The sequence below is a fragment of the Hydrogenophaga sp. IBVHS1 genome (genome assembly GCF_002127265.1).
In the GTDB taxonomy this organism is placed as follows: Bacteria; Pseudomonadota; Gammaproteobacteria; order Burkholderiales; family Burkholderiaceae_C; genus Hydrogenophaga.
Genome location: NZ_NFUU01000001.1, coordinates 609,592 through 629,977, shown reverse-complemented (window position 1 = coordinate 629,977; position 20,386 = coordinate 609,592). Strand labels below are relative to the sequence as shown.

Sequence of the window (20,386 nt, the reverse complement as noted above, 5' to 3'; positions counted from 1 at the left end):
TACCGCTGCGCCCTTTACTCGACGAACCCCGGCAACCACAGGGAAATCGCCGGGAACGCGCACAGGATCAGCAGGCGCAGCACGTCCACCGCAATGAAAGGCATGGTGCCCTTGTAGATCGAACCCAGTGGCACGTCGCGCGCAATCGAGTTGATGACGAACACGTTCATCCCCACGGGCGGGCAGATCATGCCAAAGGTCACCGCCATCACCACGATCACACCGAACCACACCGGATCGAAGCCGAGCTGCATCATGGCCGGGAACACGATGGGCACCGTGAGCAGGATCATGGCGAGCTCGTCCATCACCGCCCCCAGAATGAGGTAACCCACCATGATGAGCGCGAGCACGCCATAGGGCCCCACCGGCAGGTGCACCAGGAACTCCACCGCGTTCTGCGTGAACTGGGTGATGGTGAGGAAATAGCCGAACAGGTAAGCCCCCACCACGATCATCATGATGGCCGAAGACACACGCAGCGCGCCGATGAGCGCCGCGCGGATCTGCGGCCAGCGCAACCGCCCGCGCAGCATGCCGATCAGCAGCGTGCCGATGGCGCCCACGCCGGCGGCTTCCTGCACCGTGAAGATGCCGCCATAGATGCCGCCGAGCACAAACACGAACAGCACCACCACCGCCCACAAGGCGCGCAGCGAAGCGAAGCGCTCGCCCCAGCCGTGGCGCTCGCCACGCGGCATGGCATCGGGCCGCAACCGCGCCACCACCGCCACCACCGCACTGTAGAACGCCACCGCCATCAGGCCGGGGATGATGCCGGCCGCAAAGAGTTTGGTGATGTCGGTCTCGGTCATGATGCCGTAGAGCACCAGGATCACCGAGGGCGGGATCATGATGCCCAGCGTGCCGCCGGCGGCAATGAGCCCAGCCGAAAAGCCGGCGTTGTAGCCGGCGCGGCGCATCTCCGGCAGCGCCACCTGCGTCATGGTGGCCGCCGTGGCCACGGAAGAACCGTTGATGGCCGAGAAGCCGCCACAGGCCGCGATGGAGGCCAGCGCCAGGCCGCCGCGCCGATGCCCGAGCCAGGCGCGGCCGGCCTTGAACAGCTCGGTGCTCATGCCGGAATGCGAGGCGAAGGCGCCCATCAGGATGAACATGGGAATCACGCTGAGGTTGTAGTCGGTGAGCACCGACAACGGCACGTTGGCCAGCAGGTTCAGCGCCGGCCTGGTGCCTGAGAGCACGGCAAAACCACCCACGCCCGCGATGCCCATGGCAATGCCAATGGGCACGCGCAGCGCCATGAGCCCGAACATGGAGACGAAGCCCAGCAGGGCCACCAGATCACGATCCATGGGCGGCTCCCGGCACGTCGTCTTCCAGCGGCTCGGGCGCGGCCGCGCGGCCCTGCCACAGGTGCACCAGCCGCACCACCGCCAGCACCGCCGCCACCGTGGCACCCACCGCGGCCACGCTGTAGAACCACTGCAGCGGAAGCCGCAAGTCCATCGTGCCCTGGCTGCCCGTGCCCGCCACCTTCACCCACACCATCCAGGCCAGCGGAATCATGAAGGCCGCCGTGATGGTGGTGGCCACCAGATCCACGCGTCGCTGGCCGGCGGGCTGCAGGTGCTCCCACACGATGTCCACACCGATGTGCGTGCCGTAGTAGGTGGCTAGCGCAATGCCCCAGAACATGGCAATGCCCTGGAGCATCTGCGAGCCGTCGAACCAGTCGGGAATCTGCGTGCTGAACGCATAGCGCACCAGCACGTTGCCCGCCGTCAACACCGCCACCAGCAGCAGGGTGAGCGCGGCCACCGTTTCGATGGCCGAGAACAGCCGTCTCATCAGTTGGAGGCCTTGCGCGCCGCCAGCTCCTTGCGCAGATCATCCAGCGCGGCCTGCCCAGGAACGCCCGCGCCATCGGCCGCCTTCACCCACTGGGTGTACACCGGCTCCACCGCCTTCTTCCACACGTCGAGTTGGGCGGGCGAGATCGGCACGATGGTGTGGCCGGCAGTCTTCTCCAGCTTGCCCTGGCCCGAGTCTTCCTCGTCGCCCCAGGCACCACCCACCTTGCCGGCCCACTCGTTGTTGCAGTGGTCGTCAATCACTTTTTTCTGACCGGCGGCCAGTTTGTCGTACCAGGGCTTGTTCATCACCCAGACGAAGTCCGAGGTGTAGAGGCGCATGTCGCTGTGGAACTTCACCGCCTTGTCGATGCCGAAGGTGACGATGGAATTCCACGGGAAGGTGATGGCGTCGGCCAGGCCTTTTTCCAGCGCATCGCGCGATTCGGGTGCAGACACCTGCACGTTGGTCGCACCCAGCAGTGACATGGTCTGCGCCACGGTGCCGTTGGCCGAGCGGATCTTCATGCCCTTGAGCTGGCCCGGTTCGGTGATGGGCTTCTTGGAGTGGAAGGTGCCCACGTGCACGTGCGCGAAGCAGAACTTCACGTCCTTCATCTCGGCAGCGGCGTACTTGCGGTACCACTGGTCGAGCGCGGCGGAGCCAGGGCCCGGCTTGGCGATCAGGAACGGCAACTCACCAGCGGCCACGATTGGGAAGCGGCCGGCCTGGTAGCCGGGGTTCACCCAGGTCATGTCGGCGATGCCGTCGCGCGCCATGTCGTAATGGTCGGCGGCCTTGCCGAGCTGCTGCGCAGGAAACAGCGCCACCTTGATCGAACCCTTGGACGCGGCTTCGACCGACTTGGCCCAGGGCTCGAAGCCGAGTTTGGCCAGCGGGTGCGAGGCGGGCAGCCAGTGGGCGAACTTGAGTTCGGCCGGCTTGTCCTGCGCCTGCGCGCCTGCAGCGCCCAGCAACAGGGCCGCCACGGCGATGGCACGAAGCGTGGGCTGGAAGGTCTTTTTCATGTTTGTCTCCTGTTGAGGTCTTCTGGAAGGAATCGCAGGCGGCGTGCGCTCATGCGGCGGGGGAAACGGGTTTGTCGCGCCGGGGCCGTTCGGCCCAGAACACGGGTTGGTTGCCAGCGGCAGCGGGCCGGTGCGCGATGTTGAGCTTGCCTTCGGGGTCGGCCAGTGTCGCCTTGAGCGCATCGCGTAGCGCGGTGGCGGCGGTGTGCGCATCCAGCGTTCCCGCGAGGGCGGGCGCCACATGCTGCGTCCACAGACGGGCGTAATTCAGGCGACCTCGGGCCTGCGTGTCGCCGTAGCCCTTGAGTACCTGCGGCAGGCCCGCCAGCCCCAGCGCCAGCTCGGGTGATTGCGGCAGCACCTGGCCCATGGCACCGAGCCAGGCAGCGAGCGTTTCATGTTCCTGCGCAAAGCGCAAGGAACGCGGTCGCAGCGGGCGCAAGCGCGCCAGGCTGCGAAGCATGAGGTAACCCCACAGGCTGGTGGAGCGGATATGCATGCTCACGTGCGCCTTGCCCAGCCAGCCGCGCCGCTGCGCGAGCTTCATCAGGCCCTCGCCCATCGAGCGCGGCAATACGGCGGCCACCTCGTCGATGCCGGGCTTGAAGTGTTCGGTGACGCGCACGATGTCGCCATCTCGGGCCTGCGCTTCGCTGGTCACGCGGGCATAGCGGCTGCGGCGGGTCTTGAGGTCGGCGACGCGGATCACATCTTCAAAACACATCCACAGCGCGAGATGGCGCACGGCTTCTTCCAGCGCTTCAGCGGCCGCCGGTGTGCCCGCGATCACCAGGCTTTGCACGTGGTCCAGGAAAAGGACGGCGTAAGCGTCGTTCTGGTAGTCGCGGCAGCGCAGCGCGCCGTGCGCGGCCAGTGTCTGCACGGCGGGCGACCAGGTTTTCAGGCGCGTGACCCACGCGTCGCGCACGCCAACCGGCAGGCCGGCATCGGCGAGCACCTGCTGTGCGTCGGGTGCCACTTCGCTGGCCACACGGGAGGGATGCCGCGCTTCATCGAAGGCCGCTGCGAAGCCCGCCAGACTCGCCTGCACGCCTTTGCCCGATGCGTGGATCACGGCCTCGCACACATCACGCGGCCAGGGCAGCACATCCGCACCCGCCAGGGCGCCAAACATCACGGCCGAGATCACAGTGCCGGTCTTCACGGTGACCGCTTCCATGTCGAACAGCACGGTCTGTCGCGCCAGCGCACGCGCCGCGTCGGCGAGGCGTTTCGGGTCCTGCCGGCCATCGGCCATGTGCATCTTTTCCAGCGTGGTGTACACGCGGTGCGTGGACGCCAGCAGCGTGGTGCGATCGGTGACGAAGCCGCGCTCGACCATGCGGGCGGCCTCCAGCAGTTCACTCGCCACCACCACATCCACGCGGCCGGCCACGGGCGTGAGTCCGAACACAGGCCGGTCGCCACGGATCAGCGGCTGGCGCAACAGCTCGATGTAGTAACTGGTGGCGCCGGTGCGCTGCGCCACCCCGGGCACCGAGGTGGCCTGCACCGGCAGGCCTTGAATGCGGGCGCACTGCACCAGCCAGTCGGCCAGCACACCGCCGCCTTCGCCGCCGAGCGCTGCGATCAGGATGCCGTAGGCGTTGTCTTGTGAAGTCGTCATGGATCAGGCCGGCTGCAGCAGGCCGATGAAGAAACGGTTGAATCGATCGGTGAGGCGGTCCCACCAGCTCGGATGGGTGACGATCTCGATCTTGTGGAACGACGGGCAGAGCACGGCCGCATCGGCCACTTCGCCGCACAGGCCGCAACCCACGCAACCGTTGGTGACGTGTGCCACCGGTTCACGGCGCAGCGGGTCGCTCGATGGTTTCACGGTGAGGGTGGGACAGCCCGAGAGGCGGATGCACGAATGGTCGCCGGTGCAGGTGTCTTCGTCCACGCCGTAGCGCGTGCGCACCGTGCGCAGGCCTTCCTTCAGTCGGCGGGCGCGAATCGGTTTCAAACGGCGCTGGCGCTCGAGCTGGCATTCGCCTTCGGCAATGACCACCTTCAAGCCCATGAAGGGCGAGTTGACCGCCTCCTTCAACAGATCGCGCACTTTCGACACGCGGTAGTTGTGCACCGTCTTGACCCATTTCACGCCCATGCCCTTGAGCGTGTTCTCGATCGTCATCTCGTCGGCCGTGGCGCTGGACCCTTCGGCCACCCGCTTGGCCTCGGACAGCGGCGAAGACATCGTCTCCTGCGTGCCGGTGGCCGAGGTGTAGCCGTTCTTCATGATCACCAGCACGCCATCGCCCTGGTTGAGAAGGGTCGAGCTCACGCCCGAGAGCAAGCCGTTGTGCCAGAAGCCACCGTCGCCCATGATGGCAATCGGCCGCTTGGCGGAGAAGTTCTTCACTGCCGCACTCGACGCCATGCTCATGCCGTAACCGAGGATGGAATTGCCAAACGAGAACGGCTCGAAGGTGGCGAAGGAATGGCAGCCGATGTCGGTGGAGATGTGCAGCTTGCCCACGTCTCGTTCGACCAGCTTGAGCGCCGCAAACACCGGTCGCTCGGGGCAGCCGGTGCAGAAGTTCGGCGGGCGCGCAGGCACGCCACCGCCCAGCTCGACCAACGCGCGCTGGCGCACCTCCACCAGCTCGGTGCCGAAGGATTTCGCCGCCGAGGTGTCCACCGCTGGCACATGCCGATCGACGAATTCGGCGAGGCCCTTGAGCAGGAGCTCGGCCGTGTACTCGCCGCCCATGGGCAGCAGGTCCTTGCCGTGCAGGCGGGTCTGCAGGTCGGCGCGGCGCAGCAGCGTGGCGATCTCCTGCTCGATGAATTCGGGCTGGCCTTCTTCGATCACCAGCACCGCGCGCTTGCTGGCAGCAAACGCCGCGATCTGCTCGGGCACCAGCGGATACACCACGTTGAGCACCAGCATGGGGAGCCGCGTGTCGCCATTTGCGTCGGCCAGGCCGGCCTGCTGCAGAGCACGGATGGTGGTGTTGTAGAGACCCCCCTGAACGATCAGCCCGACATCGGCATGCTCGCCGTCGAACAGTTCGTTGAGTCCAGCCTCGGCAATGAACTTTCGCGCCGCCGGCATGCGCACTTCGTACTTGTGCTTCTCGTGCCGGAAGGTGGATGGCGGGTGGGAGAGCCGGTCGTAGCTGAAGGACGCCGCTTCCTGCTGAAGCAGGCGGCTGGAAATGGCGGGCGCGATGTTGTCACTGGCGACAAAGCTGCCCTGCACGTGGCAGGCGCGAATGCGCAGCTCCATCATCACCGGCGTGTTCGAGGCCTCGGAAAGCTCGAAAGCCTTTTCGACCATGCGCACGATGGTGGGCAGGTTGGGGCGCGGGTCCATGAGCCAGAGCGCCGATTTGAGCGCGAAGGCGTGCGTGCGTTCCTGGATCACGCTGGCGCCTTCGCCGTAGTCTTCGCCGACCACGATGAGCGCGCCGCCCATCACCCCGGGCGATGCGAGGTTGGAGAGCGCGTCGGACGCCACGTTGGTGCCCACCACCGACTTCCAGGTGACCGCGCCGCGCACCGGGTACATGATGGAGGCAGCCAGCATGGCGGCGGCCGAACTCTCGTTGGTGCAGGCTTCCACGTGCACGCCGAGTTCGTCCATGTAGGGCTTGGCCTGCACCATCACATCGAGCAGGTGCGAGATGGGAGACCCCTGGTAGCCGCCCACATAGGTCACGCCCGACTGGAGCAGGGCCTTGGTCACGGCCAGGATGCCCTCGCCGTGGAAGGTCTCGCCGTTGCCGAGCTTCAGCGCTTCAATCTCGCTGTGAAATGAACGTTCCAATCGTGGGTCTCCAGTCGTTATGTTTGGGAATTTAGGCGACCGATCCCCATCTGACCAATGGATTGATCGGATGTGGCACATTCATGAAACCGATAATTCGGGTGAACCCTTAGACCACTTCAAGGCCCTTGAGATGAACTTCCGGCAACTCGATCTGAACCTGCTGCGCGTGCTGGTTGCCATCCACCGCAGCGGCTCGGTCACCGCCGCCGGCAAGGCACTGGCGCTCTCGCAGCCCGCCACCAGCAACGCGCTGGCGCGCCTGCGCGAGTATTTTCAGGACGACCTCTTTGTGCGCTCGCCGCGCGGGCTCAAGCCCACGCGTCTGTGCGAACGCCTGGCGCCCGAGGTGCAGGGGCAACTTCAGTTGCTGGAAACAGCGGTGATGGCGCGCGACCAGTTCGACCCCGCCCATGCCGAAATGCGCTGGCGCCTGTCCTTGTCGGACCTGGGCGAAATCATGTTCCTGCCGGAGCTGGCCGCCACGCTGCGCCAGCAGGCGCCGCAGGCGCACCTCACCAATGTGTCGGTGGCGGCCGAAGACGTGCCCGCCGCGCTCGAATCGCGCGACATCGACTTCGCCATCGGCATCCTGCAGCCGAGGCACCGGGGGGTGCGCTCCGACCTTCTGTTTCGCGAACACTACGTGGCCCTGACCTCAACCAACTGGCGACCAAAATCGGGGAAAGTGGGCCGCACACTGAGCGCGCGCCAGCTCGGCGAGGCTTCGCTGGTGGTGGCCTCGCCCACCGCCACCTTTCACGGCAGTGTGGAAAAGATGCTGCTGCGCATGAAGCTCTCCGAACGCATCGTGCTGCGCGCGCGCCACTTCGGCGCCCTGCCCGAACTCGCCCTCAACACCGACCTGCTCACCATCGTGCCGCAGATGTACGCCGCCAACCTGGGACAGCGCCGCGACCTGCGCGTGTGGGAACTGCCGCGCGCCGCCGCGCCCAGCTACGAAGTGCGCCTGGTCTGGCACGAAAGCACCGCACGAGACCCGGCCCACCAGTGGATCCGCGCACAGGTGCACCAGTTGTTTGGTCGCGCCAAAAACACCGCGTGAATATGATGCCGCCCATGACACCCCAAACCCTCATCGACCACCTGGATCAGGGCAGCCTCTGGCCTGCGCCGATCACCACCGACCCCGCGTTCGACCTGGACACCGCGTATGCACGGCAACTCGAAGTCAGGCAACTTCGCATGGCGCGCGGAGAGCAACCGCGCGGCTTCAAGGTGGGCTTCACCAACCGCAACATCTGGCCGCGCTACAACGTCTTCGCGCCGATCTGGGGCACCGTGTGGAACACCACGCTCACGTTCTGCGACGGTGAAGGCACCGTGGGGCTAGCGCACACGTGCCAGCCGCGCCTGGAGCCCGAGATTGTGTTCGGCATGAAAGCCACACCCGTGCGCGACGCAACGCTGGAGCAGTTGTTTGAGGCCATTGATTGGGTGGCGCCCGGGTTCGAGGTGGTGCAGTCGCACCTGCCGGGCTGGAAGTTTTTGCCGGCGGACACGGTGGCCGACGGCGCCTTGCACGCGCGCCTGCTGGTGGGCCGGCGCACGCCGGTGGCTGAGCTGGCTGGCAACGCTCTCGCGCTCGACGCGTTGCTCGCCAGCGCAGAGGTCGCCCTGCAGAAGGGCGACGCCACGGTGGAGCAAGGCCGCGGCGCGAATGTGCTCGACAGCCCGCTGCGGGCCCTGCTCGATTTCGTCAAGACACTGCGTGCCTGCCCGGGTGCACCCGATCTGCAGGCGGGCGATGTGGTCACCACCGGCACCTGGACGGACGCGTGGCCGGTAACGGCGGGCGAGCATTGGCGCGCCCGTTTTTCAACGCCACTCACCAGCCTGGCGGTGCGCTTCACCGATGAAGGCTCTGGGCAGCTTGCAGGTAAACCCCTCTAAACAGCTTGGCCCGCGCGGGGTAGATTCGCCTGTTCGCATTCAAAACGGAGACAAAACACATGAGCCAGATCGCACCTGAACTGTTGGCCCTGCAACGCCTGTACCACTGGGAAAAAACAGCCCCCAACCGCGTGGCCCTCACGCAGCCCATGGGGGGCGGCGCGGTGCAGGATTTCACCTGGGGTCAGATCGGCGAACAGGTGCGGCGCATGGCCACGCACCTCCAGTCACAGGGCTGGGAGCCCGGCTCAAAGGTCGCCATTCTTTCAAAGAACTGCGCCTGGTGGATGATGAGCGACCTGGCCATCTGGATGGCCGGCCACGTGTCGGTGCCGCTCTATCCCACCCTGGCGGCCGAAACGGTGCGGCAGATCCTCACGCACAGCGAAGCCAAAGCCTGCTTTGTGGGCAAGCTGGACGGCTGGGAGGGCATGAAGCCCGGTGTGCCTGCTGGCCTGCCGTGCATCAGCTACGCGCTCTCGCCCGACGATGCCTTGAAGAACTACGAAGGTTGGGACGCCATCTGCGCGCGCAACGCACCGCTGCAAGGCCAGCCGGTGCGCCCGGCCAACGACCTTGCCACGCTCATCTACACCTCCGGCACCACCGGCATGCCCAAGGGCGTGATGCACAGCTTCGGCAACTTCGCCTGGGCGCTCGACGCCGGCCTGAAACGCATCCCCATGTCGGGCGAAGACCGAATGCTGTCTTACCTGCCGCTCGCCCATGTGGTGGAGCGCATGCTGGTCGAACACGGCTGGCTGCGCACCGGCATGCACGTGTACTTCGCCGAATCGCTCGAAACCTTCACCGCCGATTTGCAACGCTCGCGCCCCACCATCTTCTTCTCGGTGCCGCGCCTGTGGGTGAAGTTCCAGCAAGGCATTCACCACAAGATGCCGCCGGCCAAGCTCAACCGCCTGCTGGGTATTCCCATACTGGGCGGCATTGTGCGCAAGAAGGTGATGAAAGCGCTCGGGCTGGACCAATGCAAGTTCGCCGCGGGTGGCGCGGCTCCCATGCCGGTTGCGCTGCTCCAGTGGTACAGCAAGCTGGGCCTGCACATCAACGAAGGCTATGGCATGACGGAGAACCTGGCGCTCTCCCACATCACCGAACCCGGCAAGAACCAGCAAGGCACGGTGGGCCCGGTGTACGAGGGTGTGCAACAGCGCCTGGATCCGCAGACTGGAGAAGTACAGATGCTCAGCCAGGCGCTGATGATGGGCTACTACAAGGAGCCCGAGAAAAGCCGCGAGTGCTTCACCGACGACGGCTGGCTGAAGACCGGCGACAAGGGCAGCATCGACGGGCAAGGCCTGCTTCGCATCACGGGTCGTGTGAAGGATCTGTTCAAGACCGGCAAGGGCAAATACGTGGCGCCCGCGCCGATCGAAGACAAGCTGGTCATGCACGATGCGGTGGAGGCCTGCGTGGTCACCGGCGCCAACCTCGGCCAGCCGCTGGGCATCTTGATGCTCAACGCCGATGCCGTCGCTCGAGTGGCCGATGCCGGCGCACGCACCGAACTTGAAACTTCGCTCGCCAGCCACCTCAAGTCCATCAACGCCACGCTCGACCCGCACGAACAACTGCAATGCCTGGTGGTCGTCACCACGGCGTGGACGGTGGACAACGACATCATCACGCCGACCTTCAAGGTCAAGCGCAACCGCATCGAAGACCTTTACGCGAAGAACTACGAGGCGTGGGAATCGTCAGGCAAAAAAGTTATCTGGCAGTGACGCCGGAGGCGACGCGCTCCTGCGCCACGCGCTGGAGCACGCCCCGGCCGCCTTGTTCGCACAAGGCCATCACCACCGAGAAGCCATCCATGTTCCCGTAGTAAGGGTCGGGCACTTCGCCCGGCTCGTCGATGCCAGCGTACGCCAGAAACAGATGCAGCTTGTGTCGATGCGCCGGCGGGCATTCCCGCTCGAGGTGCGCAAGGTTCAGCCGGTCCATGGCCAGAATCAGGTCGAAGGTCTCGAAATCCTCCGGCTGCACACGCCTTGCGCGCTGCTCGTCGATCTGTCGGTAGCCGCGCGCCCTGGCCACCTCGATGGCGCGCGAATCCGCCTTTTCGCCCTGACGTCCTGCATAGGTGCCGGCCGAGTCCACCTCCACCACGTTGGTCAGTTGCAGGCGCCTCAGTTCGGCGTGCATCACGCTCTCGGCCAAAGGTGACCGGCAGATGTTGCCCATGCAGACGATGAGTATTCGATACATGCCGCTGAGGTTACCAAAGAGAAGGCCCGCCAGAGGCGGGCCTTGAACAGGGGGAGGAATGCCGCCTCAGATGAGGTAGCTGTCCAGGCTCTTGCCGGAGGCGATGACCGTGCGCACCCACTCGGGCTTGCGGCCCGGGCCACCTGCCCAGAGTTCGCCATTGGGGCCGCGGTATTTGGCAGGTGCACCCGATTTGGATTTGCCGGCCTTCTTGCCGCCACCCGTGCTGGCGCCCAGATCGGCGGCGGTAATGCCGAATTGCTTCATCTTGGCCTTGATGTCTGCAATCACGGACGAGATTTCATTCTTGCGAGCCTGCTCGGCTTGCGCCATGAGGTTTTGGGCTTGCGCCATCAGTTCGGAATACGTTGCCATTTGGAAGGTCCTTTTTCTGGTTTCGCTGCAGTTATTATCGATTGCATCCCAACGATGCAAGCCGAATTCTAATGAGGTTTCAGCGATTTCACCCAGTCTTGCAGCTCTGAAGGCAATTCAGTTTGTAACTCGATTGGCGCCGATGTGAGGGGATGCACCAATGCCAGACGCCAGGCATGCAGAAACATGCGCTTCAATCCTGCGCGAGGCAATTGCCGATTCAGTTCAAAGTCACCGTATTTGTCGTCGCCTGCAATCGGAAAGCCCGCGCTGGCCAGATGCACGCGGATCTGGTGGGTACGCCCGGTCTTGATGGTGACCTCCAGCAACGTGAATCCTTCAGGCGACGCAGCAGCGAGCGCGCCCGGCGCCTGCAGCCGGGTGGCCACCTTCACCAGCGTCACGGAGCGCATGCCCTCGGGGTCCTCGCGGGTGGTGACCTTCACACGCCGTTCTCCGTCCGGCAGCAGAAACTTGTGCAAGGGCTGGTCGAGCACCTTGAGCCGGGCTGGCCAGTTGCCTTTGACCAGAGCCAGATAGGTCTTGCCGGTGGAACGATCGCGAAATTGGTCCTGCAATGCCGTGAGCGCACTCTTCTTCTTGGCAATCAGCAAGATGCCGCTCGTTTCACGGTCGAGCCGATGGACCAATTCGAGGAAGCGAGCCTGCGGGCGCGCCTGGCGGATTTGCTCGATCACGCCAAAACTCACGCCGCTACCACCATGTACCGCCACGCCAGCGGGCTTGTCGATTGCCAGAAAAGCATCGTCCTCGTGGATCAGGGGGAATTCGCGCGGAGGCGCCGGATTGGCTGCCTTTTCTTCTGCGCGCTCAGAAAGGCGAATAGGTGGAATGCGAAGCGTGTCGCCTGTGGCCACGCGGTCATCGGCTCCCACGCGCCCTTTGTTGCGGCGCACTTCACCGGATCGGATGATGCGGTAGATGTGCGATTTGGGCACGCCCTTGAGCATGCGAATAAGGAAATTGTCCAGACGCTGACCGGCCGACTCTTCGTCGACCGTGATGAGTCGGACTTCCGCAGGGGGCGACTGGCTGGACATGTTGCGGAATTAGGCCACCACAAGGGGCGGGGAGCTGACTATAATGCGCCACACCCGTCGTGTGCCGTAAGTGATTGATTTGCTTTGAGTTTAAGCCAGTCACTGTGGGCAAAGGCCTGATCTTGCCGGGCAAGAGGCCAGACGCGGGTTGGTTGCCACCCTCAGCACCCGGGTCTGGCGCCACTGCCTGACGCATTTCAGCGTGAATCCAGGCAAGGCGTCGGATCGGTCGAAGCTGCGGGCGAATCCGCTGAAGAAAATGCGAACCCGAATACGGAATACCCCAATCGCCCAGCCCCGGAATGAGGCTGGGTGAGGACACAAGTGAAACCAGAGTGAGACCGGCCAGATCCATGTCGTTGACAGCCATCGAGCCATCCCTGTTCACCCAACTCCACGCGCCTACGCCCTGACCCGGCGGTTCGACGCGCGGCACCCCGGTGCCCGCCTGTGTCGAACGCCTCCCGCGAACCGCGGGTCAACGGCTCTCCGGCAATTCCTCCCTTCGTTCGCTTTTCCCGCTGGTTCACGGCGAGTTGGCGCTTCGGGCCCAAGGCCCGGGCGCTGTTGTGTGCTGGAACGAAGGAAAACACATCATGAAACGCATGTTGATCAACGCCACGCAGGCCGAAGAGCGCCGCCTGGCGATCGTGGACGGGCAAAAACTGCTCGACTACGAAATCGAAATCGAAGGGCGCGAACAGCGCAAGGGCAACATCTACAAAGCCGTGGTCACCCGCGTGGAACCCTCGCTGGAGGCCTGCTTCGTCGACTACGGCGAAGAACGCCACGGCTTCCTCCCGTTCAAGGAAATCTCGCGCCAGTACTTCACCGCGGGCGTCTCGGTCAACCAGGCGCGCATCAACGATGTGATCCGCGAGGGCCAGGAACTGCTGGTGCAGGTGGAAAAGGAAGAGCGCGGCAACAAGGGCGCAGCCCTCACCACGTTTGTGAGCCTGGCCGGCCGCTACGTGGTGCTGATGCCGAACAACCCGCGCGGCGGCGGCGTGAGCCGGCGCATTGAAGGCGAAGACCGCCAGGAACTCAAGCAGGCACTCGACCAGCTCGAATACCCCAACGGCATGAGCATCATCGCGCGCACCGCCGGCATCGGCCGCGACGCGCCCGAGCTGCAGTGGGACCTGAACTACCTGCTCAAGCTGTGGAACGCCATTGACGGCGCCGCACAAGGCGGCAAGGGCGCCTACCTGATCTACCAGGAATCGAGCCTGGTGATCCGCGCAATCCGCGACTACTTCAACAGCGACATCGGCGAGATCCTGATCGACACCGACGACATCTTCGAGCAGGCGCACCAGTTCATGAGCCACGTTATGCCCGAGCACGGGCACCGCGTGAAGCGCTACCGCGACGACGCACCGCTGTTCTCGCGCTTCCAGATCGAGCACCAGATCGAAACCGCCTACAGCCGCACCGTGAACCTGCCTTCGGGCGGCGCCATCGTGATCGACCAGACCGAAGCGCTGGTGGCGGTGGATGTGAACTCGGCGCGCGCCATCAAGGGCGGCGACATCGAGGAAACCGCGACCCGCACCAACCTGGAAGCCGCCGACGAAGTGGCGCGCCAGGCCCGCCTGCGCGACCTCGGCGGCCTGATCGTGATCGACTTCATCGACATGGAAGAGTCGAAGAACCGGCGCGAAGTGGAAAACCGCCTGCGCGACGCGCTGCGCCAGGACCGTGCGCGCGTGCAGTTCGGCGCCATCAGCAAGTTCGGCCTGCTTGAAATGAGCCGCCAGCGCCTGAAGCCTGCGCTCAATGAAGGCGCGTCCATCCCCTGCCCGCGTTGCGGTGGCTCCGGCCACATCCGCGACACCGAAAGCTCGGCCCTGCAGATCCTGCGCATCATTCAGGAAGAGTCGCTCAAGGACAGCACGGCCGCCGTGCTGGTGCAGGTGCCGGTTGAAGTGGCCAGCTTCCTGCTCAACGAAAAGCGCACCGAGATCACCAAGATCGAACTCAAGCAGCGCATCAGCGTGCTGCTGGTGCCCAACAAGTCGCTCGACACGCCCAACTACAAGCTGGAACGCCTGAAGCACGACGACCCGCGCCTGGACAACCTGGACGCCAGCTACAAGATGGCCGAGGAAGTGGACGACGTGGCCAGCTTCACGCGCCGCAGCCAGGAACGCACGAACAAGCAGGAGCCCGTGATCAAGGGCGTGCTGCCCGATGGTCCTGCACCGGTGGCCGCGCCGCGCCCCGAGCCGATCGCTGCGCCGGTGGCCGCTGCGGCCGCGCCCGTGGTGTCGAAGCCAGCACCGGTGGCGCCCGCTCCCGCGCCCGCCGAGAAGGGTTTCTTCGGCTGGCTCAAGAGCCTGTTCGGCGCCGAAACGGCACCGGCCAAGCCTGCTGCGCCGATCGTGACGTCCCCCGCCCCCGGCAAGACCGGTGCGCGAGAAGAACGCCCCGACGGCCGCCGTGAAGGTGGTCGCGATGGCCGGGGTCGCGGTGGCCGCAATGGCTCCGAAGGCCGTGGATCGCGCGAAGGCCGCGAAGGCAACCGCAACGGTCGTGGCGGCGAAGGCCGCCCGGTGGAAGGACGTGGCGAAGGCCGTGTGGAGGGTCGCAGCGAAGGTCGTAGCGAAGGCCGCGGTGATGGCCGGCGTGGCGAGCCGCGTCCTGAGGGGCGCAACGAGAACCGGAACGACAACCGTGGCGAGGGCCGAGGTGAAGGCCGTGGCGAAGGCCGCAACCGCCGTGAAGGTCGCGGCGAGGGTCGCCGCGATGCGGCACCGATGGACACCAACGGTGCCGTCGCGACAGCGTTGCAAGTAGGCGCTCCGGCAGGCGAGGCGCAGGCACCCGAGCAGGCCGAAGGCCAGCGCCGCGAGCGCCGTCCACGCAACGACAATCGCCGCCGCCAGGGTGGCGCCGAGGGCCAGGACGGCACCGCCCGCCCCGAGTCCACAGACGCGGCCCCCAATGAAGCCGGTGTGGACAGCGCTGCGGACAGCATGCCCCGTGAAGGCGAAGGCGAAGCGGGCGCACCACGCTCCGGCCGCAACCGCAACCGCGATCGTTATGGCCGTGACCGCCGCGAGCGCGCACCGCGTGACGGCGAGGCGGCACCTGAAGCCAGTCTCGACGCGCCCGTGACCCAGCCCATGGCGTACAGCTCGCCAGCCGATGAAGCCGAGGCTGCGGCCCAGGAAGCCCCGGTGCGCAGCTACTTCAGCCTGCCGGCGCAGGACGAAACGCCCGCCAACCGGGAGACACCGAGCAACGTTCCCGAAACCGCGCGTACTCAAACTGCACCCGTGGCTCCGGTGACTTCGCACGTTCTGCCCGTTCCGCCCGTGGAAGCGGCCGCGCCGATCGAGGTGGCAGCTCCACCCAAGCCCGCGCCCGCACCAGTGGCACCGCGCCCGGCCCCGGCGCCAGTGGTCGCGCAGGCGCCTGCTGCAGCCCCGGCTGCCGCGCGTGCGCTGCCCAAGGTGCAGGCTTATGCGCTGTCGATCGACGAACTCCAGCAAGTGGCACAGGCCAGTGGCCTGGAGTGGGTCAATTCGGATCAACAGAAGGTTGCACAGGTGCAGGCTGCCATCGCCGCAGAACCCAAGCCGATCCACGTACCGCGCGAACCCCAGCCGCCGGTGGTGATCGACGAAGGCCCGCTGGTGCTGGTGGAAACACGCAAGGACCTGCGCAACATGACGCTTCCCTTTGAGGGGTAACGCTTCCAGGCAGTCTCTGCACTGAGACTCGCACAAGAAAAAGCCGGTCGGATTTCCGACCGGCTTTTTCTTTGTGCACTTGCCTGATCAGTCCAGCAGCGCCGCCTGCTTCCACGCGGCTTGTGCTGCGTCTGCGTCACCACGCTCTTCGGCCAGTTGCGCCAGCCCCCGCCAGGTGCGGCGCAGCAGATCGGGGTCGCGCAGGCTGTGGCTGGCCTGGCCGAGCATCTGGGCGGCCTTGCCCCAGAGCTGTCGGCGCAGGCAGGCCTGGCCCGCCAGGTATTGCAGATTGGGGTTCTGAGGCATCTGGCGCTGGAGCTGCTCCAGTTGCGCCAGCCCGGGCGCGTCGAGCTGGTCCAGCCCAGGTTCCAGGGCCATCACCATGTGGCGCTGCTGGACGGGATCGAGTGCGTCAAAGCCCGGCCACAGTGGGTCGAGCCAGGCGCGCACGCGTTGCAAGCCCGACAGCCGTTCCGGTTCGCTGCCATCGGCGCGCATGCCCGCCACCAGCTGGTTGGCGCGCCGGGCGGCCGCCAGCGCGAGCTCGGGCATCGTGCGCTCGTCGGCGTCCAGACCATTCCAGAACGCATCGAGCTGGGCCAGATCGTGTGCCTCACTCAAGGCATCGAGGGCCAGCCCGCGCACGATGCTGCGTGAGGCTTCGGGAGAAAAGGCGCGGTGCTTGGCCAGCAGGCGTGCAGTTTCCAGGGCCTCGCCTGCGGCGCCACCCAGCCGCGCAATGCGCAACTTCAGGCGCAGCGCAACGATGCGCCTTGCAGCACCCTGGGGCAGTTCAGCCAGACGGCTGCGTGCCGCTTCACCATCGCGGTCTTCGACGGCCCAGCGCACGGCGCGCAGCAGCACGCCTTCGTGGGCATCGGGTGCGCTGCGGGCCAGCTTGGGACTGAGCGCGGCCTGCAGGTTCTCATCGCGGCGCTCGCGGTTCTGAAGCGACTGCGCGCTCTCGGCCACCAGCAGGTGGGCGAGCAACTGCATCTGGTCGCGGCGCGGCCACTGCCCGGATGGCACGGATCGGAGCTGATCCACCGCCTGCTGCGCGGCAGACTGGGCCCGCACGAAACGCCCGGCGAGCTGGTGCGAGAGCGCATCCAGCACATGCCCTACCACCACGCGCTCGACCTGCTGGCTGCGCCACCGCTGCGCCTGCACAGGCAGGTCGCGCAGCAACGCAAAGGCACGCATGGCCACGTACAAAAGCACGAAGCCGACGATCAGACAAAAGATGGCGAAGTTGAACGAGACGTCGAACCGGTACGGAGACCAGAACAGCGTGAGTGTGGCGTCGTTGTGGCCCACGAGCAGGGCGAGCGCCACCGCCAGGGCCGCCAGTGCAAGCAGCCAGAACACGCTGCGCATGGCACCGCCGAAACGGGCGGCCATCAGCGGCCTCCAGCGGCTGCGTTCAGCGCCGCCAACGTTTCTTCCGGACGTGGCAGGTCGCTCTCGACAAGCTCCTTGCGCAGCCGACCCAGGGTGGACTGAGCCTGCGCGATGGGCGCCGCCGAGGTGTCGAAATAACGGGCGAGCGCCGACTCGACGGCGATCAGGTCGGCCTGACTGGACCGCATGTGGCGCGCCAGCAGACCGAGGCGCGCATTGAGCAGCTTGAGCTTGAGGTTCTCCCGCAGGAACAACGCCTGATCGGGCGCGAGCAGGATCGCCTCCGGGCGGTCGATGCGGCTCACGCGAACGAGCTCGCGGCTGCTGCGCGAAACGTCGGCCACGATGCGCTCCCACAGGCCCGTCCACCAAACCGACAGGCGTGTGCCCCAACCCGCTGCAGCGCCATCTTCGGTGGCACCAGCGGAGCTGCCTTCCAGTGCAGGTTCGGCGGGAGCCGGCGCGGCAACGGGTGCGGGTGCAGCAGGCGCAGCTTTGCGAACTCTGGTCTTCGGCGCGGTCACCGGGTGGCCGGGGCCCACCTGGTTGAGCAACGGCCAGTCGTCGATCTGTCGCGCCAGTTCGTCGAGCTGCTGGACGAGCGAGGGGATGTCGGCCAGCGCGGCACCACGGATGCGTTCGATGTCGCGCGCGATGGCGCGTTGCACCGGGTTCAGCCGGGGTTGGGCCGCGCGCGCAATGCGCTGATCGGCGGCTTGAAGGGCCGAGATGAGGGGCTGTGCGCTGCCGGTGAGCTGGGCGTGCTGCTGCGCCAGACGCACTGCCGATTCCAGGTCCTGCACGAGGTTGTCGTCGCGCGAGCGCGAGAGCGAGAGCATGAGTTCTTCGAGCTGGCTGCGCTGCAGGCTCACCTCGGACAGGCGCAGTTCGGCCACCGCGAGCCGTGCTTGCAGTTCTTGCGTGAGCGCCTCGGCCTGTTCGGCGTAGCGCCGCGCGTCACCGGCCAGCGTGGCGGAATCCTGCGCGCGGCGGGCCATCTCCTGCTGGGTCAGGTTGAACTTCTGCCAGAGCAGCCCGCCCAGCACGAGCGCCAGCACCGCCAGCGTCACGCCAACCAATGCCAGGCCCCGACCCGCGCGAGGCGGAGAGGGCGGCGGAGGCGCGACTGGCGCGGCGGGGCGAACGACAGCGGGTTCGGCTGGCGAGGGCGTGGAGGGGTCAGGAAGAGATGCGCTCATGGTCGGTACCACGCCGATTCTAGGGCGCGCAACACATCACTCAGCGCAGGCCGTGTCACAAGCACCCGGCCGAATCCGGCCTCTCTCGCGTTCTCGCCGATGCGCGGGTGCGTGACCAGCGCACTGGCGCTCGACCAGTCGGGCGCGGGGGTGAGGGCGCGCAACGGCAGCAGCGCTTCGGAACTGCTGAACAGCCAGGCGCTGCCAGCGTCGCTGGCGGCGCGAACCAGCGCCTCGTCGTTGGGCGTGAACTTCGGGGGGCAACGCGCATAGGCCACACAACCCTCGACCCGAGCGCCGAGCGCCAGGCACTGCTGAATCAGCCAGTCGCGTCCATTGCCAGCCACTTCGCCCCCGGCCGCCGCACCCGCTTGGTCGCTGGTGCCTGAGGCGGACAAGGAGCCGCGCGAGGCGCCGCGCACGATCAGCACCAGGCGACCGGGCCCCACCTGCGAAGCCACCAGCGGCCACAGGTGTTCGGAATCAAACTGCGCCGAGTCGACCGTCGGCGTGTCGATCCGAGCGGTGTCGATCCCAAGGGATTCGAGGGCCTGAGCCAGCAAGCGTGCGGTGCCCGGCCCTGGCGCCCAGAAGCGGGTGCGCAGATGGGCAATGGGCGGGGGTGCCACGCCGGTGGCGAAGAAGTGGTTGACCGCCGCCCCGCTCACAAAAAGAATGGCATCGGCCTGCGGCCAATGGGCGCGCCAGTGGCGAAGGCCCTCTTTCTCATCCGGCGATTCGGGCTCGCCGATGTGGATCAACGGCAGGGCTTCGGCCGGCCACCCCTGCTCGCGCAGGGCCTTCACCCAGGTTTCGGCCTCTGGCGCAGGGCGCGTGACGATGAGTCGATCCAGCCGACGCGCGTCGGCCGCCGGGCGCGGAGCGGGTGTCAAGAAATCAGGCCTCCGCCAGCGGCGGTTTTGCGCCGGCCTGGCGCAAGTCGCCGGCCACCCGCTGCCCGAGTGCTTCGGCGTCCGCCAGCGAGCGCACGGTGGCTTCGCCCGCCACCCGCACCAGCGCGTGCCGCCCATCGGGATCGCCCCAGGCAGCCTGCAGGCGCAGTTGGCCAGCGACGTCCCAATCGGCGTATGCCGCCAGCGGCATCGAACAACTGCCGCCCATGGCGCGCGAGACCGTGCGCTCGGCCGCCACGCGCTGCCATGTGGGCGCATGCGCCAGGGGCGCCAGCGCGGCCAGCAGGTCTGAGCGGTCGGCACGCACCTCGATGCCCAGCGCCCCCTGCCCCGCCGCCGGCAGCGATTCGGTGGGCTCGAAGATGTGGCGAATGCGCGCCGACAGCCCGAGACGCTTGAGCCCGGCGGCGGCAAGCACGATGGCGTGGTACTGGCCTTCATCGAGCTTGCGAAGGCGCGTGTCGAGGTTGCCGCGCAGGGGTTCGATGCGCACGTCGCTGCGGCCGGCCTGGTCCAGCGCTTCGCGCAGCAGCACCAGTCGACGCAGGCTGGAGGTGCCCACGACCCCATTGGCTGGCAGATCGGCCAGGCCCGCGCAATGCGGTGACACCCACGCGTCGCGCGGGTCTTCGCGCTCCATCACGCAAGCGAGTGCAAAGCCGGCCGGCAGGTCCATGGGCACGTCCTTGAGCGAATGCACGGCGATATCGGCGCGCCCTTCCTCCAGTGCCACTTCGAGTTCCTTGACGAACAAACCCTTGCCGCCCACCTTGGACAGGCTGCGGTCGAGAATCTGGTCGCCCAGCGTGGTCATGCCCAGCAAGGTCACGCGGTGGCCCAGGCCTTCGAGCAACGCCTTGACGTGCTCGGCCTGCCAGAGAGCAAGCCGGCTCTCACGGGTGGCGATGGTGATGGCCAGTGGGGCAGCGCTTGAAGACATGGGCAGAGGGTGCGTCTGCCGGGCCGAAACCCTT

The 20,386-nt window shown here is 66.5% G+C and carries 16 protein-coding genes; 4 read left to right on the top strand and 12 right to left on the bottom strand.

Annotated elements, in window-relative coordinates; genetic code table 11:
* Nucleotides 1–14 precede the first annotated feature (14 nt).
* The 5 genes from CAP37_RS03135 to CAP37_RS03115 are packed head-to-tail and all read right to left on the bottom strand — an operon-like array spanning nucleotide 15 to nucleotide 6,621.
* Complete coding sequence (locus CAP37_RS03135) at nucleotides 15–1,316, bottom strand: TRAP transporter large permease (protein ID WP_086122826.1); 1,302 nt, start codon at nucleotides 1,314–1,316, stop codon at nucleotides 15–17.
* The gene (locus CAP37_RS03130) at nucleotides 1,306–1,812 is read right to left on the bottom strand and encodes a TRAP transporter small permease (RefSeq protein WP_086122825.1); all 507 of its coding nucleotides are present in this window, start codon (nucleotides 1,810–1,812) and stop codon (nucleotides 1,306–1,308) included. Before CAP37_RS03130 ends, CAP37_RS03135 begins: the two co-directional genes overlap by 11 nt.
* Nucleotides 1,812–2,843, bottom strand: a complete 1,032-nt coding sequence (locus CAP37_RS03125; RefSeq protein WP_086122824.1) for a TRAP transporter substrate-binding protein — start codon at nucleotides 2,841–2,843, stop codon at nucleotides 1,812–1,814. The genes CAP37_RS03130 and CAP37_RS03125 overlap by 1 nt, the downstream gene beginning before the upstream one ends.
* A 49-nt stretch (nucleotides 2,844–2,892) precedes the next feature.
* A complete protein-coding gene (locus CAP37_RS03120) occupies nucleotides 2,893–4,470 on the bottom strand; it encodes an indolepyruvate oxidoreductase subunit beta family protein (RefSeq protein WP_086122823.1) in 1,578 nt (525 codons plus the stop codon).
* A 3-nt stretch (nucleotides 4,471–4,473) separates the two neighbouring features.
* Nucleotides 4,474–6,621, bottom strand: a complete 2,148-nt coding sequence (locus CAP37_RS03115) for an indolepyruvate ferredoxin oxidoreductase subunit alpha (protein ID WP_086122822.1) — start codon at nucleotides 6,619–6,621, stop codon at nucleotides 4,474–4,476.
* Between the two features lie 133 nt (nucleotides 6,622–6,754).
* Here CAP37_RS03115 and CAP37_RS03110 point away from each other — a divergent pair, with 133 nt between their 5' ends.
* The 3 genes from CAP37_RS03110 to CAP37_RS03100 are packed head-to-tail and all read left to right on the top strand — an operon-like array spanning nucleotide 6,755 to nucleotide 10,280.
* Nucleotides 6,755–7,687: a LysR family transcriptional regulator gene (locus tag CAP37_RS03110; RefSeq protein WP_086124794.1), complete on the top strand. Its 933-nt coding sequence runs from the start codon at nucleotides 6,755–6,757 to the stop codon at nucleotides 7,685–7,687.
* 14 nt (nucleotides 7,688–7,701) lie between these two features.
* Complete coding sequence (locus CAP37_RS03105) at nucleotides 7,702–8,535, top strand: 2-keto-4-pentenoate hydratase (RefSeq protein ID WP_086124793.1); 834 nt, start codon at nucleotides 7,702–7,704, stop codon at nucleotides 8,533–8,535.
* Between the two features lie 59 nt (nucleotides 8,536–8,594).
* Nucleotides 8,595–10,280: an AMP-binding protein gene (locus CAP37_RS03100; protein WP_086122821.1), complete on the top strand. Its 1,686-nt coding sequence runs from the start codon at nucleotides 8,595–8,597 to the stop codon at nucleotides 10,278–10,280.
* On the opposite strand, the gene CAP37_RS03095 is transcribed toward CAP37_RS03100, so the two are convergent.
* The 3 genes from CAP37_RS03095 to CAP37_RS03085 all read right to left on the bottom strand — a co-directional run bounded on the left by CAP37_RS03095 (nucleotide 10,267) and on the right by CAP37_RS03085 (nucleotide 12,200).
* A complete protein-coding gene (locus CAP37_RS03095) occupies nucleotides 10,267–10,764 on the bottom strand; it encodes a low molecular weight protein-tyrosine-phosphatase (protein WP_086122820.1) in 498 nt (165 codons plus the stop codon). The genes CAP37_RS03100 and CAP37_RS03095 overlap by 14 nt on opposite strands.
* Before the next feature lie 66 nt (nucleotides 10,765–10,830).
* Complete coding sequence (locus CAP37_RS03090) at nucleotides 10,831–11,139, bottom strand: H-NS family nucleoid-associated regulatory protein (RefSeq protein WP_086122819.1); 309 nt, start codon at nucleotides 11,137–11,139, stop codon at nucleotides 10,831–10,833.
* Between the two features lie 68 nt (nucleotides 11,140–11,207).
* Nucleotides 11,208–12,200 carry an RluA family pseudouridine synthase gene (locus CAP37_RS03085; RefSeq protein ID WP_086122818.1) on the bottom strand — a complete coding sequence of 331 codons (993 nt, stop codon included), beginning with the start codon at nucleotides 12,198–12,200 and terminating at the stop codon, nucleotides 11,208–11,210.
* Between the two features lie 596 nt (nucleotides 12,201–12,796).
* Here CAP37_RS03085 and CAP37_RS03080 point away from each other — a divergent pair.
* Nucleotides 12,797–15,898, top strand: a complete 3,102-nt coding sequence (locus tag CAP37_RS03080) for an Rne/Rng family ribonuclease (RefSeq protein ID WP_086122817.1) — start codon at nucleotides 12,797–12,799, stop codon at nucleotides 15,896–15,898.
* Between the two features lie 87 nt (nucleotides 15,899–15,985).
* On the opposite strand, the gene CAP37_RS03075 is transcribed toward CAP37_RS03080, so the two are convergent.
* Genes CAP37_RS03075 through hemC form a run of 4 tightly spaced genes read right to left on the bottom strand, consistent with a single transcriptional unit; the run spans nucleotide 15,986 to nucleotide 20,352 of the window.
* Nucleotides 15,986–17,299 carry a heme biosynthesis protein HemY gene (locus CAP37_RS03075; protein WP_306297822.1) on the bottom strand — a complete coding sequence of 438 codons (1,314 nt, stop codon included), beginning with the start codon at nucleotides 17,297–17,299 and terminating at the stop codon, nucleotides 15,986–15,988.
* On the bottom strand, nucleotides 17,299–18,498 hold the full coding sequence (locus CAP37_RS03070; RefSeq protein ID WP_086122816.1) for a uroporphyrinogen-III C-methyltransferase: 1,200 nt from the start codon (nucleotides 18,496–18,498) through the stop codon (nucleotides 17,299–17,301). The genes CAP37_RS03075 and CAP37_RS03070 overlap by 1 nt, the downstream gene beginning before the upstream one ends.
* The gene (locus CAP37_RS03065; protein ID WP_256926863.1) at nucleotides 18,495–19,391 is read right to left on the bottom strand and encodes a uroporphyrinogen-III synthase; all 897 of its coding nucleotides are present in this window, start codon (nucleotides 19,389–19,391) and stop codon (nucleotides 18,495–18,497) included. Before CAP37_RS03065 ends, CAP37_RS03070 begins: the two co-directional genes overlap by 4 nt.
* 4 nt (nucleotides 19,392–19,395) lie before the next feature.
* Nucleotides 19,396–20,352, bottom strand: coding sequence for a hydroxymethylbilane synthase (gene hemC, locus CAP37_RS03060; protein ID WP_086122815.1), 957 nt, complete (start codon nucleotides 20,350–20,352; stop codon nucleotides 19,396–19,398).
* Nucleotides 20,353–20,386 lie beyond the last annotated feature (34 nt).